The sequence below is a fragment of the Pseudomonas sp. MM213 genome (assembly GCF_020423045.1).
Taxonomy (GTDB): domain Bacteria; phylum Pseudomonadota; class Gammaproteobacteria; order Pseudomonadales; family Pseudomonadaceae; genus Aquipseudomonas; species Aquipseudomonas migulae.
In genome coordinates, this window is record NZ_CP081943.1 from 1,269,174 (window position 1) to 1,286,373 (window position 17,200).

Below are 17,200 nucleotides of genomic sequence, written 5' to 3' on the forward strand. Positions count from 1 at the left end.
TTTTGTTGGAATTGTCAGAGATCTTTCCGGCGTTCCTTCGGGCCTTGCCCAAATGCTTCGTCAACCTTGGCCAGGTCTTGCTCGTTCAAGGTGCCGGCGTAGTAATGCAACTTGGTCCATGCCATCAAATAGTCGTAGCGGCTCTGCGCGAGATCGCGGCGTGTGGTGTAGAGCTGCTGTTCGGCGTTCAGCGCGTCGAGGTTGACCCGCTCACCACCGAGAATGCTTTGCCGGGTCGACACCACCAGCGCTTCGGCGGACGTCAGTGCTTTCTGATAGGCCCGCAGCTTGTTCACCCCCGACAGGCACGCGCTGAACTGGCGACGCAACTCGATCAGGGTTTCCCGCGTCTTGCCGTCCAGTTCGTATTCGGCCTGTTCCATGGCGCGGCTGGCCTGACGGGTCGACGCCGAGACACCGCCACCGGCGTACAGCGGGACGTTGACCTCGATGCCGATGGTGTTGGTGTCGTAGCGCTGGTTGTAGGTGTTGCCGCTTTCCGATTCGTTCTGGCGCACCGTTGCGTAGGCGCTGACTTTGGGCAGGTGCCCGGCGCGATTGCGCTCCACCTCGTAGCGCGCCACTTCCAGCGCCTGACGTTGCGAGGCCAGGGCCGGATTGTTGGCGACCGCCATCTCATGCCAGGTGTCGTAATTGGCCGGTTGCAGGGTGAAGGTCTGGAACTGTTGATCCAGCGGCGCGAGATCGCTGATATCGACGGCCGGCACGCCGATCAGCGCGCCCAGTTCCCGCAGGGACGCGTCCTGTTCGTTGCGGGCTTCGATTTCTTCGGCGATTGCCAGCTCGTAGCGTGACTCGGCTTCGAGGATGTCGGTGCGCGTGCCCTCGCCCTGACGGAACAGTTGCTCGTTCTGCCGGAACTGTTGCTCGAAGGCTTTTTCCTCGCCTGGGCGATGTCGATCTGGTCCTGGGCGAACAGCGCCTGGGTGTAGTTCTCCAGCACCCGCACCAGCAATTGCTGGCTCTTGCCGCGAAAGTTCTCATCGGCGAACAGCGACTGCGCCACGCCTTTGCGGTACGTCGCGTAGGCCTCGTAGTCCAGCAACGGTTGTTGCAGGGTCAACGACGAACCGTAACTGCTGTAGTTGCGGTCATCGCTCTGGTTTTGCCCGCGCTCGTTGAGGTAAGTGACCTTGGAGGTGTTGCGGCCCTTGTTGTAGTTGTAACCCAGTTTCGGCAGCAGCCCGGCGCGGCCGATCGCGCGGTTTTCAAGGCCGGCGTCGCGCTCCTTGATCGCGCCGAGGAACACCGGATCATTGCGCAACGCTTGCTCGTAAAGGTCGAACGGTCCCATGGCCATGGTCGGGTTACAGGTCAGCAGCACAAGGCTCGCCGCAAACACAGACAGCTTATTCATACAGCGCAACATCCTTATTCCTCGGTCAACGCGGAACCTGCCCGGTCGAGCAGCGGCTTGAACAGATAGTTGAGGAGCGAACGCTCACCGGTGCGCACGAACATTTCCGCGGGCATGCCGGGCTTGATCACCAGGCCGTTGAGTTTTTCCATGGCGTGTTCGCTGACGCTGCTGCGCAGTACGTAATACGGAGCGCCGGTTTTCTCATCGACCATCTGGTCGGCGGAAATCAGGCTGACTTCGCCAGGAACCCGTGGTGTGCGGCTCTGGTTGAACGCGGTGAACAAAATGTCCACCGGCAAGTGCGTACCGACCTTGTCGATCAGGTTGATCGGCAGATGCCCTTCGACTTCCAGGCGAGTGCCCTGCGGAACGATTTCCAGCAGGGTTTCGCCCTGGCGCACCACCGCACCTTCGGTATGCACCCCGAGGTTGACCGCGATGCCGTCGGCGGTGGCGATGATTTCGCTGTGCTGCAAGTCGAAACCGGCGGAGGTCAGTTGCTCCTCCAGCGTCACGCTTTTGAGCTGTGCGTCGGCCAGCTGAGTGCGGACTTCTTTCTGGTACTCCTCGATGTGTTGTTGCAGTTTCAGCCGCGATTCGAGGATGCCCTGCTCCACCCGCCCGCTTTCGCCGGTGTTTTCTGCCAATTGTTGTTGCACCTGCGACAGTTGGCGCTGGTACTCCATCAGCCGATTGCGCGGGATGTAGCCGTTGTCCGCCAGCGGCTGAAGGTTGCTCAGTTGCTGTTGCAGGGAACTGGCCTGGGCGGTCAAGTCCGAGCGTGCGCGGCGCATGCCGGCCAGTTGCGCGCCAGCGCCTTCGATGCTGGCGCGCAACGCAGCCTGCTCGCGGGAAAACGCTTCACGGCGACTGCTGAACAACTGCCGCTGGCCTTCCAGTACCAGCGCCAGACGCGGGTCGGGATCGTTACTCAGTTCGGCGGGAAAACTCACTTGTTTGAGGTTGTCCCGTTCGCTTTGCCAGCGCGCCAGGCTGGCCCAGGCCATGCGGTATTGCGCTTGCAGGGATTGCACGTCGGCGGCGACTTGGGTCTGGTCGAGTTGAAACAGCGGCTGCCCCTGCTTCACCGCTTGCCCCTCGCGCACCAGAATCCGGCTGACCACCCCGCTGCTCATCGATTGCACCGCTTTGCGCTTGCCCGAGACCACCACGGTGCCTTGCACCGGAATACCTTGGTCGAGCGGCGCCAGACTGGCCCAGGTGAAGAAACTGCCGGCGCCGACGATGGCCAGAATCCAGCCCATGCGCGCAAAAAACCGCGCATCGCGCTCGGGGCGTTCGGCGATGTAGTCGTGTTCCATGCTGGCTTCGTTGAGGTTGCTCATACACCCGAACTCCTTGTCGAGGGCTGATACTGCCGGCTCATGCTCAACCCACCCGGTGCCTGCGCAGGCTTTTGTTCCTGGACGCCGGAAAGCGCCTTGAGCACGTCCTGGCTCGGGCCGAACGCTTGCAAACGACCGTCGTTGAGCACCAGCAACTTGTCGGCCTGGGCCAGCGCCGAAGAGCGGTGAGTCACCAGGATCACGCTGGTGCCCTGGGCCTTCATGTGCGAGATGGCACTGGCCAGCGCCGCTTCGCCGACGGTGTCGAGGTTAGAGTTCGGTTCGTCCAGCACCACCAGGCTCGGCTTGCCGTACAAGGCACGCGCCAGTGCCACGCGCTGTTTCTGACCGCCGGACAAACCACTGCCGTCCTCGCCGAGCAGCGTGTCGTAACCCAGAGGCATGCGCAGGATCAGTTCATGCACACCCGCCTGTTGCGCGGCGGCGACGACGGTTTGCGGATCAGCCTCACGGAACCGGGCGATGTTTTGCGCGATGCTGCCGCTGAACAGTTCGATGTCTTGCGGCAGATAACCGATGTAGGGACCGAGTTCGTCGCGATTCCAACGATGGATATCGGCACCGTCGAGGCGCACCGTGCCACCAAGGGTCGGCCAGACGCCGACCAGCACTCGGGCCAGGGTCGATTTACCGGAACCGGAAGCGCCCAGCACGCCGAGCACTTCGCCGGCGTCGAGACTGAAATTGACCAGGTGCAACGTCGCACCACGCTGCCCCGGAGGACCGGCGCTGACCTGTTCGAAACGGATGTGGCCCTTCGGTGCCGGCAGCGCCATGACGTCGTCGCTCGGCGGGAAGGCTTGCAGCAGCGCATCGAGACGGCGGTAAGCGAGCTTGGCGCCGCTCCACTGTTTCCAGACCGCGATCAGTTGATCGATGGGGCTCAGAACGCGGCCCATCAAGATCGAACCGGCAATCATCATCCCGGCGGTCATGTCGCCCTTGATCACCAGCAGCGCGCCCAGTCCCAATACGAGGGATTGCAGGCACAGACGCAGGGTTTTGCTCAGGGAACTGATGACCGCGCCAGTGTCGCTGGCCTTGTTCTGCTGGCCGAGGAAACGCGAATGCACCTGGAACCAGCGATGACGCAAGGCGCCGAGCATGCCCATGGCTTGAATGGTTTCAGCGTTATGCAGGTGACTGGTGGCCATCTGGCTGGACTTCTGGGAGAAAACCGCCGCGTCTCCCAAAGGCTTTTTGGTCATGGCCTCATTGAGACACGCCAGCCCGATCAGCACTACCGCGCCCGCCGTGGCAAACACGCCGAGCCAGACGTTGAACAGATAGATCACGAGCAGGTACACCGGGAACCAGGGGGCATCGAAGAAGGCGAACAGCGCCGGGCCGGTCACGAACTGGCGAATGTGAGTCAAATCCCCCAGCGACTGCCCGGCGTTGCCTTCGCCTTTGAACAGATTGCGCTCGAAAGCGGCCTGATAAACCCGCAGGTTGAAGCGGCGTTCCAGTTGGCTGCCGATACGAATGACGATAAAACTGCGAATAATCTCCAGCAAGCCGATAAACGCAAAGAACCCCACGACCATCAGGGACAACATGGCCAGCGTGGTTTCATTTTGCGATGACAGCACCCGGTCATAGACCTGGAGCATATAAATAGAAGGCACTAACATCAGAATATTGATTAGCGCCGTAAAACAACCGACGCTGATCAGAATGCTCTTGTAATCACCCAGCGCCCTTATTAACGGCGTGGAAACCGGGTTATTCGCCATCTTCATGGGCTCTTCCTGAGGTGTTATCCCGCGCCTGCCTGACGAGGTCGTTACTTACACTTTAATAACAACTTGGCACATCTCGATTAATCAAGCGGGTGCTCAAGTATTATGATCAGCCCGGACTTTGAAGTGCCTCGATACAGCCCGTCGCGCTGACGACTGAAAAACACAATCTTCGACCCTTCCTTGCCGGTGAGCGCGATGCCGTCGGGCTCCGGGAACCAGCCGATCGGTTGTTCCTCCAGCCATTCGACGAGGCACTCGGTGCCGTCGCCCAACGTCTGGTTGGCTTTGAATTCGAGGGGGCAAACGATCGACGGTTTGTCTTGCTGCGTCACCCGCCATTTTCCCGCCAGCTCCGACGGGTCTGCCAACTTCAGGCTGCTTGCCATGGCTACATCTCCAAAAAACATCATGAGCGCGGCTAACAGCCACACGTTTGTTTTGCAGGTAAAAGCGTTACAAATCATAGGCGTTTCACTCAGGGTCGTGGCTCAAGTGACAAAGGGCGGCGCATCGGCGGCGCCCTCCTTTGCCTTGAATCAGGCCACGATGTCCGAGTACGCCGCCTGGCCGACGGTGCTGACCAGGAAGTCCGCCACGCCATGCCCGGAGAAGTCCACTGACAGCAGGCTGTTACCACCTGAGGTCGTCAGCACGGCATCGCCCGCCGCACCCGTGAATGCGCTCACGAAATGCAGGCCTGCACCGTTGGTGATGCCGGTCAGGTCGATCTTGTCGAGGCCGCTGACAAAATCGAGGATCTGGTCGACTGCACCCGGTTTGGAGTCGCTGCTGGCGGCGAACACGAAGGTGTCCGAACCGGCACCGCCCCACAACTTGTCTGCACCGCCCGCGCCGTAAAGGATGTCGTTGCCGGCACCGCCCTTCAGCTCGTTGGAGACGCCGTTACCGATCAGCAAATCATTGCCCGAACCGCCAATGGCGTTTTCGACGGTGACGCCCTTGGCGATGGACACGTTACCCACCAGGCCGCCAACGTCGGAGAACGAGGTCTCATTGAGGTTGATCTTCTGGTTTTGGGTAAACCCGGAGAAATCCAGGGTGTCCTTGCCGCCCGCATCCCACACCGAAAACACGACCTTGTCCGCTGACGAAGACGCGCTCAGGAAATCGCGACCGGTGTTGGAGTTGAAGCCGTAAGTGGTGTCACCGGTGCGGGTGGTGGTGTTGGCACCGTAGAGTTTCTGGATGGCTGCGATATCGTCGATCAACGGGCCCGACGCATAAGCTTCGACGCCACCCTTGCTGAAGTTCTGGCTGGTGTTGCTTTCACTCCAGTAGCTCATGACGCTGTAGCCGCGGGTGTCTTGCCCGTAGGACGCGTCATTGTAGGTCGGTGCGCCTTCACCGGCGTTGTAGTCGCCGGGGTGAGCCAGACCAAGGGTGTGCCCGATTTCGTGGGTCAGGGTTTGCCGGCCGTAGTTGTTCAGGTCCGGGGTCTTGTTGGGCGTGTAGCTGCTGTTGATCAGGTACCAGGAAGTCCCGTCGTAACCTGCGCCCGTGCCAGGCAAATAAGCGAATGCCGCTGCGCCGTCCTGGCCGCCGCTGTAGTTGCCGAAGGTCATGTGACCGTCGCCGCCGGTGGCCTTTTCCGTGAAGGTGACATTGGCGACGTCGGCCCAGGATTGCAGGGCGAGCACGGTCTGGCCTTTCTGCTGGGCACTGAACTGACTGAACCCGGTAATCCCGTGCTTGTTCATGGTGCTCGACGAGGCCGAGGTCAGGAACGTGTAGGTCAGTTCGATTTTGCCGCTGCCGTCCTTGTCCTGGTAGGCAGCTCCGTCGCGCAGCAATTGGGTGGCTGCCTGATCGACGGAAAACGAGGGTTTGCCATTGACCGTCAGATTGCCGCCACGGTCATACTGATGGCTGAAACTATTGATCTGGTTGAACGCAGAACTGGGAGCCGCCAAGGCTTGAAATGGCTGGAATGCCTGTTCAGCGGAATCAATAGCGCTGTCTTTTATTTTCGACATAAACACACTTCCTTGTTTTGCTATGGAACAGTTTTTTTAGATAGCAACAATCTCTGTCGAGATCGTCCTATCACTCGCCCAATGAAGGCGAAAGAAAACTGACACAATTTGAAATCAATCGTCCACTACTTTTTTGGCGTCAAGTTTGCGCACTTCAGAATATGCCCGAAAACAATAGGCGCGATTAGAAGTCGGCGTATTTAAAATAGTGAGCCAGCGTTATTGTCGGACAATCTACAATTTAAATATTAAATAAAAGCAAGTTGCCGGGATCAAAATCGTCCGACTATTGGCGTTTTGATTCGCGCACTTCCATGGGTAAAAATTAGACTTTTCGAAGAATGAGACCACACTGAATACCGGGTTAACTTTCTTCGCGGACCTCATGAAATGATCCGGGTGAAGTCGAGATGAAAAGGGTCACGCCCTTGTGGGTCAGGCTCATTACCGCCGGTGCGTGTGCGGCAACAAGCCTGTGCGCGAATGCCGGGACTTCTACGGTTCTGGCAACCAGCTTCGACTGCGCCAGGGCCAGCGCAGCCATCGAGAAGCTGATCTGCCGCACCCCACAACTGAAGCAGATGGACATTGAACTGACGCGCCTTTATCGCCTCGCGCTCACAGACGATCATTCCGTGCCGCGGCCTGACAAAGTCGAGATCGAACAACGGTTCTGGGTGGACGCCCGCAATCGCTGCTCTGCCGAGGCGGATCCCAAGGCCTGCACGATCCGCAGTTATGCCGAGCGTGCGCATCAGCTTCGGCAGGGCTCGGTGATTGCACGAACCAAGGATCCGAGCAGGCTCACCGACGGCCCGGTAGCCTTTCGTTGCACCGGGCTCAACGCGCTGATCGCCGTCACTTACTTCAATGTCGAGCCGCGTGTCGTGTACCTGAAATGGGCGAATACCTCTGCCACCCTTATCCAGGTGCCAAATGATTCCGCAACCCAATTCAACGGCAAGGATTACCGGGGGAGCTACAGCTTCTTGCAGAACGGCAGCGATGCCTTGTTCCAGATACCCGGCTCGGGGCAAATGAGTTGCACGGTCGAGCCGGTCGGCTGATTGCGAAACGGGACGTCCTGTCCCGATGCCTTGGTACAACCTGTCAGCTGCCCGTGCGAATCTTGTTCCACACCCGTGTCCGTATCCGGTCGATGTTCAGCGGCATCGCTTCCAGCGCGAACAGTTTTCCCATCATTTCCGGGCTCGGATAAACCTTGGTGTCGTTCTTGATTGCCGGGTCGATCAGGCTGTCAGCCTGTTCGTTGCCATTGGCGTAGTGCACGTAGTTGCTGATGCTGGCCATGACGGCCGGGCGCAACAGGTAGTCCATGAAGGCGTAGCCGGCTTTTTCGTCCGGGGCGTCGGCGGGCATGGCAACCATGTCGAACCAGATGGCCGCACCTTCCTTGGGAATCGCATAGCCGATGTCTACGCCGTTCTTGGCTTCCCTGGCGCGATTTTCGGCCTGCAGGATGTCGCCGGAGAAACCAACCGCCACGCAGATGTCACCGTTGGCGAGGTCGCTGGTGTACTTGGACGAGTGGAAATAGCTGACGTAAGGCCGGACTTTCATCAGCAGCGCTTCAGCCTTCTTGTAGTCTTCCGGGTTCTTGCTGTGATGCGGCAACCCCAGGTAGTTCAGCGCGGCCGGCAGCAGTTCAGGCCCGTTGTCGAGGATGGCCACGCCGCACTTCTGCAGTTTTGCCATGTTTTCGGGTTTGAAGATCAGGTCCCAGGAATCCACCGGCGCGTTATCGCCCAGCACCGCTTTGACCTTGGCAATGTTGTAGCCGATGCCAGTGCTGCCCCACAGGTACGGGAAGCCATGCTCGTTGCCCGGGTCGTTGGTTTGCAGGGCTTTGAGCAGTACCGGGTTGAGGTTCTTCCAGTTCGGCAACTGGCTCTTGTCGAGCTTCTTCAGCGCCCCACCCTCGATCTGCCGGGCCATGAAGTGGTTGGACGGGAACACCACGTCGTAACCGGATTTGCCGGTCATCAACTTGCCGTCGAGGGTTTCGTTGCTGTCGTACACGTCATAGCTGAAGCCGATGCCGGTTTCTTTCTGGAAGTCTTTGGTGGTGTCCGGGGCGATGTAGTCCGACCAGTTGTAGATCTTCACGGTGTCGGCGGCGTGACTGAGGCTCACGAAGAGCGCCAAGGGAGCGAGTGCCAGGGTCTTTCGGATCATGAGTGGATTCCTGTGTGAGTTTTTGTTGGCAGGCAATCAGAGGATCAAAAAATCAAAACGTAGGTCTTGCGTACGGTTTCCTGGATGTCCCAGATACCGAGGCTGTTGGCTGGCAACATCAGTGCGTCGCCGGCTTCTATGTGGAGGGCTTCACCGTCATCTGGAGTGAAGGTGCAGCGTCCCTGGATGAAATGACAGAATTCCTGGGCCACGATCTGCCGACGCCAACGGCCGGGGGTGCATTCCCAGACGCCGGTTTCGACACCGTCGTCGCGTTCGACGCTGGTGGTGGACGCCACCGCCACGGGAGTTCCCAACGGCACGGCGACCGGGTTTGATTCGTCCAGCTTCAGGGTTGCGGTGTTCTTGAACTGCGTGATGCCCATGGGAGTACCTGTCTATGGAGAAAGCGCCGATTACTGCATGAAACCTTCCATAAACCCGGCGACCCCGCTGGCCAGTTTGCGTCGCCAAGGCGCGGTAGCCGGGTTGGCCAGGGTCTGGTCTTCATGGACGAAGCTGCGGATGATCGCGTTGTAGCCGAGCCAGCGGCAGGGTTCCGGTTCCCAGGGCTTCAGTGCATCGAGACCGCCCTGAGGGATGACCCATGGCTGGCGAACCAGCTCGGTATCGCGTTGCAGGATCAAGTCAGCCAAGGTCCGTCCACCCAGGTTGCTGGCACCAACGCCCTCCCCGCCATAACCGCCGGAAATCGCAATGCCGCTCGCTTGATCGCACAGCATGTGCGGCTTGAACCGCCGGGACATGCCGAGGTTGCCGCCCCAGCCATGGGTAATACGTACGTTCTTGAGTTGCGGGAAGAGTTCGCCGAACAGGTAACGCCGCAATTCGACTTCACTGGCGGTCAGGTCGAAGTCATGGCGCAGCTTGCCGGCAAACTGATAGCCGCCCCGCGCGCCGAACACCAGGCGGTTGTCCGCCGTACGCTGACCGTAAGTCACCTGGCGACTGCTTTCGCCGAACGCCTGCCCGTGGCTCAGGCCGATTTCGTCCCAAGTGGCGGCGGACAACGGTTCGGTGGCGACGATCAGGCTTTGCACCGGCAACAGATAGCGCCCCAGCGGAGGCAGCGTGGTCGCGTACCCTTCTACCGCCGGAACGATCCAGCGGCTGCGCACCATGGCCTTCGCCGTGCGCAGGCGGCCCGATTGCCAGTGGGTGACCGGACTGTTTTCGTAAATCCTGACGCCCATGCGTTCGACCGTCCGGGCCAGACCTCGCACCAACTTTGCCGGGTGCAGGGTCGCCACGTGCGGTGCATAGATACCGCCATAAGGCTTGGCGATTCTGATCTGTTGCGCCAACTGCTCGGGGCTGAGCCAGCGGTAATGGCTTTCCGTCAGGCCCTGGCGATACAGTTTGTCGAGATACTGTCGCAGGCTGGCTTCCTGTTCCGGATACCGCGCCGCGCAATACAGCGCCCCGCCTTTACGGTAATCGCAGTCGATGCCTTCACGTTCGAGGACAACTTCAACTTCATCGGGAATGCTGTGCAGCAGGTCATACGACGCCCGCCGCCGCTCGGCCGGTAAATCGGCGAGCAAGCGGTCTTCACCCAGGAGGTTGCCCATCAACCAGCCGCCATTACGCCCGGAGGCGCCAAAACCGGCGGTTTGCGCTTCAACGATGGCAATGTTCAGGCCCGGTGCCAGGCGCTTGAGGTAGTACGCAGTCCAGAGCCCGGTGTACCCCGCGCCGATGATGGCGACGTCGACGTCAAGATCGTGTTCCAGCGCCGGACGCGCCAGCAACGGCTCGTCGAGTTGATCCATCCACAAACTGATAGTGCGCCACGCCGGCATGCAAGACTCCGCCACTCAAACTTCGATGGCGTTGATCCTAGTGCGTGGGCTCAGAGGCTGTCTTGCGCGCGTGCACGCAAAGAAATTTGTTTGACGTAGGCCTTGGGCGACAGACCGGTGTGCTGGCGGAAACAGCTATAGAACGCCGAGAGCGAATTGAAGCCGGCGGCAAACGCCAGATCGTCGATACGCAGTGGCGGCGCGGCGTTTTCCAGCGCGGCGAGCACATGTTGCAAGCGCGCCTGGTTAACGTAGCGGTAGAAACTCTGGCCCAGCACCTGGTTCAGCAGATAGGACATCTGATTGCGGCTGTACCCGCACGCCTTTGCCACCCGTTGCAGGTCGAGCTCCGGGTCCAGATAGGGTTGCTGGTGCTGGAAATACTGTTGCAGGTCTTGCGCCATGAAACTCAATTGACGCGGCGACAACCCGAGCCGGCTGACGGCCGGGCGTGCACTGTTTGTGGTTTTGCTGACGGGTTGCTCATGCACCAACGAGGCGTATTCGTTGACTCGCCAGATCAGACCGTCGCGCACGGTTATCGCCTCGCTGGCCCGAAATGACACCAACCCTTCACCGCCGCGCAGGGTAATGCGGTACTGAATGAACGCGGTGTTGCCGTCCAGACGGATGCGGTCCGAGTGTTCCAGCGCTTCATCCGGATCGCGCGGCATGCTGCTGCGCACGTACTCGCGCAATTCGTCCAGCCCCATCACGCGGTTCTGGAAGAAGTCGCTGTACTGGATGTCCGGGTGATACAACGCCATGACACCGTCCAGGTCGCGGTGCTTCCAGCGCAGGTGATAGCGCATGACCGTCTCGCTCGTGGCCTGGGTTTGCAGCGGACCATCATCATCGGCATGCATAAAGGACTCGACGAGAAAAAGGCGAGCTTGCCGAAATTCCGCATCGGCTTCAATGAGCATGCAGTACCGGCCTTTTGCTGAAAGGTCACAGCGCTTTGACCCGAATCAAAAAAAAGCAACCAATTGCCAATCGGCCTGAAAAATCCACATTATTTTCACATGCGGATGCTACTTTTAAAGACAGTCAACGGTTGAGCCAATGAAGGCTCTTCCCTCCTAACATGAGCTAATGGAAGCGCTCGATGAATCAGGCGGGCAACATATGAATAAAGGGTTCAGTAAAGTCACCTTTCCAAACGCCTGTCAGCTGATGCGCTGGCATTTTCATCCCATGGGTTTTGAGGCGAGCATGGACGCACCGGGCAGCATGATTGCCCGCCTTTTTGACCGTGCCACGGGCGAGACCATGATCGCCATTGCCGGCATTCCATGCGCCACTGTCATGAACGCAGCGGACGTAGAACGAATCATCGAAGCGGTGGAGGATGAGCTTGAGTCTTTCATTCCTCCGGTGGCCCTCAAGAGTTATGCCTGAAGGTTGAAGCGCAGCTGCCCTAAAAAACGCCCACATCTTGTGGGCTTTTTTGTGAGTACGGGTTTACGCCGATGTCTTGCCCCGGTGATCGGCAAAAAAAGCCTTGCCCTTGCCGATCCGGTCGGAAGCCTTGGGCATGTTCGCCGCTTGGGTGTCCTGGCCATCGACATACCAGTAGCAATGGCTGACCGCCCGGGTGATGCCGACATAGGCCAACCGCAGAATCTCGTCTTTTTGCGCGTTATCGTAAGCTTCGTTGTCGCCAGCCTTGCCCAGACCCGCCATGCGGTAGACCTGATTCTTGTAGGGCGAACTGGTCAGGTGCTGGCAGTCTCCCAGCAGAAACACCGCGTCGGCCTGAAGGCCCTTGGCGCTGTGATAGGTCAACTGCTTCAGCCGTCGCGACTCGTACGGCAAGCTAGAATCCACATTAACTACAGGCTGAATATGTTCTTCTATCAATGACTTATCGCTGCTTTTTCGATAAAGCATCAAGATTGTATCGCCCTGTCTGTAGTGTTCCATCAACCGCTTGGCCAAGCCTTGATCATCCCGATCGAGCACATTGACTGGCAGCAGCGCTTTCGACTCGCCACTGGCCTTGGCCTTCTTGCCGGCGATGGCCGGTGCGGCACGCACGATGTGTTCGGCGGCATCGATGATGTGTTGATGGCTGCGATAGTTGTCGCTGAGCATGACCTTGGTCGTGCTCGGCGAAGGGAACTCCTTGTTGAACTCCATGAAATACGTCGGCGAACTGCCGCGCCATCCATAAATGGACTGCCAGTCATCGCCCACGCACAGCAACGACGAACGCTGAGCGCCGCGTCCCACGTGCATGGCCGGGCCGCGACTGCGAATCTCGGCGAGGCTGGCGCGAATCCAGGAAACAATCTGCGGCGATACGTCCTGAAACTCGTCGATCATCAGGTGCGACAGCGGCCGCAGCAGTTCATCGCTCAACAGCTTCTGGTTTTCCGGGGAATGCTCGCTGAACAAGGCGAACATGCGGTTGTAGGTCATCACCGGGGGCTTCTGATCCAGCAGATGATCTTCCAGGGCTCGCCAGAACAGGCTCAAGGCCTCGAAGAAAAACCGGTCCGGGTCGTCCTTGGCGAAGCTCATCTGGCCCACGGCATTCGGAACATCCAGGCCAAGGTTTTCGATAAACCCGGCCGCCGCGACAAAACAGTCCAGCAACGGCGCGGAACCGAGCTCGCCCTTGACCTTGTAATCGAACCCCGGCCCGGCGCTGGCATCGCCCGCAAGGGAGGCCAAAACACGCTTTGAAGCTTCATAACTATCCAGCCATATCAAAGGCTTACGACAGAAAGCTTGAAACAGGGTTCGCTTTACCGCCCATTCCGCGCGGACGCTGAGCTTGGCATTCGGGCGGCTGACCTGCGGGTTTTCCCGAGGATCGAAACCCAGCACGACCCACGCGTCCAGGCTCGGGATATAGCCATGGCAATGAAAGGTCGAACCGTTGATATCAAACGACTGGCGATTGGGCTCGATGCCTTTGATGGGCCAGGCACCCGCGCGAAACCACAAATCTTCAATCAAGTCGCACAGTTCTTCATCACGCTTGGCGGCCAGTTCGGTCACGGCCATGCGCTTTTGCACGTCCGGGTGATCGCGCTCCAGCTCCTTGAGCTGCAAGGCATGGCGCGACAAAGGTTTGATCAGTTCGCGAAAGCGCTCATCACGCGTGTGCAGGTTGTGATAGCAGGCGTTGAGCTGCTGACGCTGGGCGTCGTTGATGCGCAAATCGAAAGGATTGCTATCGGCCTCATCATCGGCACCTTGCACACGGTTGCTGAGGTTTTCGAACGCTTGCAGCCGCTCGAAGCCCGGCAGGCTGCGCACCATGGGCAGGATTCGCGAATGGAAGGTGCGCACCAGGTCCCGCGCCTCCTTGAAACCGAGCGGCCGACCCCAGAGCGCAAACATCTCGATCAGTTTGTTGATGAAGTCCTTGCGCGACTCCCGTGTAAAGGTCACGACGGTCATTGAGCTCAGCTCGAAACCCAGATAGTGGGTCAGCAGCAAAATACGCAGCACCAGGGTGGTCGACTTGCCCGCCCCCGCGCCGGCGATGACCGACGTCGATGGCGTATCACTGAAGATCATTTTCCACTGCGCGGCGCTGGGTTGCGCGTGCGGCGCGAGCAAACGAGCGACATCGGCCTTCATGCGCTTCTTCAGCTCGGCGCTCAATGGCAGGCGCCAGTCGTCGAACAGGTTGTCATCGACGTTGGGGGGCCGGTGTTCGGTGGAGCGCGAGTCACGAATCAGCAACACCTGCCGACCTTCCTCCAACCCTTCGAGCTTGCCTTCCTTATAGCCGTAATCCACCCCGGCGCTGTGACCGCTGCGAAAACCGTCGGCCTGGCCATGCAACCATGACGCCCGATGTTGTGCACGCAGACGCGTCAGCCCATGGCCAAAGAATCGGGCGGCCAGGCGCTTGAGCAGCGGCATCTCGGCCAGGGGACGAAGTTCAGGAGGAAGATCGGGGGTGTGTTGCGGCACGCGGGCTGACTCCAGGGTGTGAGGCTGTTGAGGGCTATGGTGTCTGCATTTGCCGTTCAGTTCTAGTGAAATGCTTACAGGTCATTGGCTTATGCGATGAAGTGAAGGCTGGATGAGAATGTTTCGAGGTGACTTGATATCAGTTTATTCGATTGTATTGAGGCATTTTTTACGCTTTTTATCGATCAGTGCCTGATAGATGATGCTCGCCATTCACCACCCCTTTCAGGAGACGATCATGCTCGAACTCAGACCCTTCAACTCCCTGGGCGGCGCCCACCATGGCTGGCTGGATGCTCATCACCACTTTTCGTTCGCCGAATACTACGACCCTAAACGTATGAACTGGGGCAACCTTCGGGTGTGGAACGACGACGTGATCGCCTCGGGTACCGGTTTCCCGAAACACCCGCACCGGGACATGGAAATCATCACGTATGTCCGTGAAGGTGCGATTACCCACGAGGACAACCTCGGTAACAAGGGCCGCACCGAAGCAGGCGATGTGCAAGTCATGAGCGCCGGCACCGGGATCGCTCACAGTGAGTACAACCTGGAAGCGACTGAAACCAGGATCTTCCAGATCTGGATCATCCCGAACGAAACAGGCCTGGCACCGTCCTGGGGCGCAAAACCGTTCCCTAAAGGCCAGCGCGAAGGCTTTGTGACCCTGGCCAGCGGCAAGGCCGGCGACGATCAAAGCCTGCGGATCCGTGCGGATGCACGCCTGGTTGCGGCGAACCTGAAGGCTGGCGAGTCTGCGGAGTATCGTCTGGACAATGGCCGCCGTGCTTACCTGGTTCCGGCGACGGGCGTGATTGAAGTCAATGGCTTGCGAGCACAAGCTCGAGATGGTGTTGCGGTGGCTGATGAGCAGGTGTTGCGCGTGACGGCCATTGAAGACAGTGAGATTGTTTTGGTGGACCTGGCTTGATTGGGTAAATGCCGGGCAAAAAAAGGGGCGACTGTCATAGTCGCCCCTTTTTTTGCCGATGGCTTTACTGACGCCTTCGCGGGCAAGCCTCGCTCCTACAAGAACCTGTAGGAGCGAGGCTTGCCCGCGAAGGGGCCCTTCATTTATTTCGCAGAAATAGCGCCATCCACCAATGTTTGAGCTTCAGCTACCAACTGCTTCAGATGCTCGTCACTGACGAAACTCTCGGCGTAGATCTTGTAGATGTCTTCGGTACCCGACGGACGCGCCGCGAACCAGCCGTTTTCGGTCATGACTTTCAAACCGCCGATCGCCTGGTCATTACCCGGCGCGTGGCTGAGGATGCTCTGGATCGCTTCGCCCGCAAGCTGGGTCGAGGTGACCTGCTCCGGTGACAACTTGCTCAGCAAGGCTTTCTGTTGCGGATTGGCCTTGGCATCGACCCGCACCGAGAACGGTTCGCCCAGTTCATCGGTCAGTGCGCGATACGCCTGGCTCGGGTCGCGACCGGTGCGGGCGGTCATTTCCGCGGCCAGCAGCGCCGGGATCAAGCCGTCCTTGTCTGTGCTCCACACACCACCGTCCTTGCGCAGGAACGAGGCGCCGGCGCTTTCTTCGCCGCCAAAACCCAGCGAGCCGTCGAACAGACCGTCCGCAAACCATTTGAAACCGACCGGCACTTCGTACAAACGACGGCCCAAACGCTTGGCCACGCGATCGATCAAACCACTGCTGACCACGGTTTTACCCACGGCTGCATCGGCGCGCCATTGCGGGCGGTTCTGGAACAGGTAGTCGATGGACACTGCCAGGTAGCTGTTCGGCGCGAGCAAACCACCGGACGGCGTCACGATGCCATGGCGATCGTGATCCGGGTCGCAGGCGAACGCGACGTCAAAACGCTCTTTCAGGCCGATCAGGCCTTGCATGGCGTGGCTGGACGAAGGGTCCATGCGGATCTGGCCATCCCAGTCGACCGTCATGAAGCGGAAGGTCGGATCGACCTGCGTGTTCACCACGTCCAGATCCAGCTTGTAGTGCTCGGCAATCGCCGACCAGTAACGCACCCCTGCTCCGCCCAGCGGATCGACGCCCAGACGCAGTTTGGCGTCGCGAATGGCGTCAAAGTCGATCACGTTGATCAGGTCGGCGACATAGGAGTTGAGGTAATCGTGACGGTGCGTGGTGCTGGCCTTCAGCGCCTGCTCGTAGCTGATGCGCTTGACGCCGGCGAGCTTGTTGCCCAGCAGCTCGTTGGCCTTGGCTTCGATCCACTTGGTGATGTGGGTGTCGGCCGGGCCACCGTTGGTGGGGTTGTATTTGTAGCCACCGCTTTGCGGCGGGTTATGGGACGGCGTGATGACGATGCCGTCTGCCAGGCCCGAGGTGCGGCCACGGTTGTAGCAGAGAATCGCGTGGGAAATCGCTGGTGTCGGGGTGTACTCGTCCCCCTCGGCAATCATCACCGTCACGCCGTTGGCGGCCAGCACTTCAAGGGCGCTGGCGCCCGCCGGGGTGGACAGCGCGTGGGTGTCGATGCCGACGAACAGCGGACCATCGATGCCCTGGGCTTCGCGGTACAGGCAGATCGCCTGGCTGATCGCCAGAACGTGCCATTCGTTGAAACTCAAGTCGAACGAGCTACCTCGGTGCCCGGACGTGCCGAACGCGACACGCTGGGTGGAGATCGCGGCATCGGGCTGGCCGGTGTAATAAGCCGTTACCAGTCGCGGGATGTCGACCAACAACTCTGCCGGTGCCGGTTTGCCCGCAAAAGGACTGAGTGTCATGCAAAACCTCTGAATAGAGTGGTTCAGGAATAGG

Annotated in this window: 13 protein-coding genes and 1 pseudogene; 3 read left to right on the forward strand and 11 right to left on the reverse strand. The window is 59.4% G+C overall.

All coding sequences use genetic code 11. The features are described from left to right. Positions 1-14: 14 nt before the first annotated feature. From K5R88_RS05670 to K5R88_RS05690, 5 genes and pseudogenes are all read right to left on the reverse strand, one after another. A pseudogene (locus tag K5R88_RS05670) lies at positions 15-1,390 on the reverse strand (TolC family outer membrane protein). A gap of 2 nt (positions 1,391-1,392) precedes the next feature. Continuing rightward, positions 1,393-2,727: an HlyD family type I secretion periplasmic adaptor subunit gene (locus K5R88_RS05675; protein ID WP_226299403.1), complete on the reverse strand. Its 1,335-nt coding sequence runs from the start codon at positions 2,725-2,727 to the stop codon at positions 1,393-1,395. Next, entirely contained in the window at positions 2,724-4,490 is a 1,767-nt protein-coding gene (locus K5R88_RS05680; RefSeq protein ID WP_226299404.1) for a type I secretion system permease/ATPase, read from the reverse strand. Before K5R88_RS05680 ends, K5R88_RS05675 begins: the two co-directional genes overlap by 4 nt. Before the next feature lie 80 nt (positions 4,491-4,570). Beyond that, positions 4,571-4,957, reverse strand: a complete 387-nt coding sequence (locus tag K5R88_RS05685) for an AprI/Inh family metalloprotease inhibitor (RefSeq protein WP_226299405.1) — start codon at positions 4,955-4,957, stop codon at positions 4,571-4,573. A 72-nt stretch (positions 4,958-5,029) separates the two neighbouring features. Further along, on the reverse strand, positions 5,030-6,487 hold the full coding sequence (locus K5R88_RS05690) for a serralysin family metalloprotease (RefSeq protein ID WP_226299406.1): 1,458 nt from the start codon (positions 6,485-6,487) through the stop codon (positions 5,030-5,032). A gap of 410 nt (positions 6,488-6,897) precedes the next feature. Here K5R88_RS05690 and K5R88_RS05695 point away from each other — a divergent pair, with 410 nt between their 5' ends. Continuing rightward, the gene (locus tag K5R88_RS05695) at positions 6,898-7,554 is read left to right on the forward strand and encodes a lysozyme inhibitor LprI family protein (RefSeq protein ID WP_226299407.1); all 657 of its coding nucleotides are present in this window, start codon (positions 6,898-6,900) and stop codon (positions 7,552-7,554) included. Between the two features lie 43 nt (positions 7,555-7,597). Here the strand turns inward: K5R88_RS05695 and K5R88_RS05700 are convergent, their stop codons facing one another. The 4 genes from K5R88_RS05700 to K5R88_RS05715 are packed head-to-tail and all read right to left on the reverse strand — an operon-like array spanning position 7,598 to position 11,372. After that, a complete protein-coding gene (locus K5R88_RS05700) occupies positions 7,598-8,683 on the reverse strand; it encodes a polyamine ABC transporter substrate-binding protein (protein ID WP_192227154.1) in 1,086 nt (361 codons plus the stop codon). A gap of 44 nt (positions 8,684-8,727) precedes the next feature. Continuing rightward, positions 8,728-9,069, reverse strand: a complete 342-nt coding sequence (locus tag K5R88_RS05705; RefSeq protein WP_226299408.1) for a cupin domain-containing protein — start codon at positions 9,067-9,069, stop codon at positions 8,728-8,730. A gap of 30 nt (positions 9,070-9,099) precedes the next feature. Beyond that, on the reverse strand, positions 9,100-10,506 hold the full coding sequence (locus K5R88_RS05710) for an NAD(P)/FAD-dependent oxidoreductase (protein WP_226299409.1): 1,407 nt from the start codon (positions 10,504-10,506) through the stop codon (positions 9,100-9,102). Between the two features lie 50 nt (positions 10,507-10,556). Next, positions 10,557-11,372 (reverse strand): helix-turn-helix transcriptional regulator, encoded by an 816-nt coding sequence (locus K5R88_RS05715; protein WP_223434327.1) that lies wholly within the window; start codon positions 11,370-11,372, stop codon positions 10,557-10,559. 262 nt (positions 11,373-11,634) lie between these two features. Here K5R88_RS05715 and K5R88_RS05720 point away from each other — a divergent pair, with 262 nt between their 5' ends. Next, the gene (locus K5R88_RS05720; protein ID WP_192227150.1) at positions 11,635-11,907 is read left to right on the forward strand and encodes a DUF1652 domain-containing protein; all 273 of its coding nucleotides are present in this window, start codon (positions 11,635-11,637) and stop codon (positions 11,905-11,907) included. A gap of 63 nt (positions 11,908-11,970) precedes the next feature. On the opposite strand, the gene K5R88_RS05725 is transcribed toward K5R88_RS05720, so the two are convergent. Beyond that, a complete protein-coding gene (locus K5R88_RS05725; RefSeq protein WP_226299410.1) occupies positions 11,971-14,442 on the reverse strand; it encodes a UvrD-helicase domain-containing protein in 2,472 nt (823 codons plus the stop codon). A gap of 238 nt (positions 14,443-14,680) precedes the next feature. Here K5R88_RS05725 and K5R88_RS05730 point away from each other — a divergent pair, with 238 nt between their 5' ends. Beyond that, the gene (locus K5R88_RS05730; RefSeq protein ID WP_008044296.1) at positions 14,681-15,376 is read left to right on the forward strand and encodes a pirin family protein; all 696 of its coding nucleotides are present in this window, start codon (positions 14,681-14,683) and stop codon (positions 15,374-15,376) included. 143 nt (positions 15,377-15,519) lie between these two features. Here the strand turns inward: K5R88_RS05730 and pgm are convergent, their stop codons facing one another. Next, positions 15,520-17,166 carry a phosphoglucomutase (alpha-D-glucose-1,6-bisphosphate-dependent) gene (gene pgm, locus K5R88_RS05735; protein ID WP_226299411.1) on the reverse strand — a complete coding sequence of 549 codons (1,647 nt, stop codon included), beginning with the start codon at positions 17,164-17,166 and terminating at the stop codon, positions 15,520-15,522. Between the last annotated feature and the right edge of the window lie 34 nt (positions 17,167-17,200).

What these genes read in the sequence shown, in the direction of transcription:
- K5R88_RS05680 (WP_226299404.1), bottom strand. Translation starts at nt 4,490, where the DNA reads ATGAAGATGGCGAATAACCCGGTTTCCACGCCGTTAATAAGGGCGCTG.
- pgm (WP_226299411.1), bottom strand. Translation starts at nt 17,166, where the DNA reads ATGACACTCAGTCCTTTTGCGGGCAAACCGGCACCGGCAGAGTTGTTG.
- K5R88_RS05715 (WP_223434327.1), bottom strand. Translation starts at nt 11,372, where the DNA reads ATGCATGCCGATGATGATGGTCCGCTGCAAACCCAGGCCACGAGCGAG.
- K5R88_RS05730 (WP_008044296.1), top strand. Translation starts at nt 14,681, where the DNA reads ATGCTCGAACTCAGACCCTTCAACTCCCTGGGCGGCGCCCACCATGGC.
- K5R88_RS05720 (WP_192227150.1), top strand. Translation starts at nt 11,635, where the DNA reads ATGAATAAAGGGTTCAGTAAAGTCACCTTTCCAAACGCCTGTCAGCTG.
- K5R88_RS05705 (WP_226299408.1), bottom strand. Translation starts at nt 9,069, where the DNA reads ATGGGCATCACGCAGTTCAAGAACACCGCAACCCTGAAGCTGGACGAA.
- K5R88_RS05700 (WP_192227154.1), bottom strand. Translation starts at nt 8,683, where the DNA reads ATGATCCGAAAGACCCTGGCACTCGCTCCCTTGGCGCTCTTCGTGAGC.
- K5R88_RS05690 (WP_226299406.1), bottom strand. Translation starts at nt 6,487, where the DNA reads ATGTCGAAAATAAAAGACAGCGCTATTGATTCCGCTGAACAGGCATTC.
- K5R88_RS05685 (WP_226299405.1), bottom strand. Translation starts at nt 4,957, where the DNA reads ATGATTTGTAACGCTTTTACCTGCAAAACAAACGTGTGGCTGTTAGCC.
- K5R88_RS05710 (WP_226299409.1), bottom strand. Translation starts at nt 10,506, where the DNA reads ATGCCGGCGTGGCGCACTATCAGTTTGTGGATGGATCAACTCGACGAG.
- K5R88_RS05675 (WP_226299403.1), bottom strand. Translation starts at nt 2,727, where the DNA reads ATGAGCAACCTCAACGAAGCCAGCATGGAACACGACTACATCGCCGAA.
- K5R88_RS05695 (WP_226299407.1), top strand. Translation starts at nt 6,898, where the DNA reads ATGAAAAGGGTCACGCCCTTGTGGGTCAGGCTCATTACCGCCGGTGCG.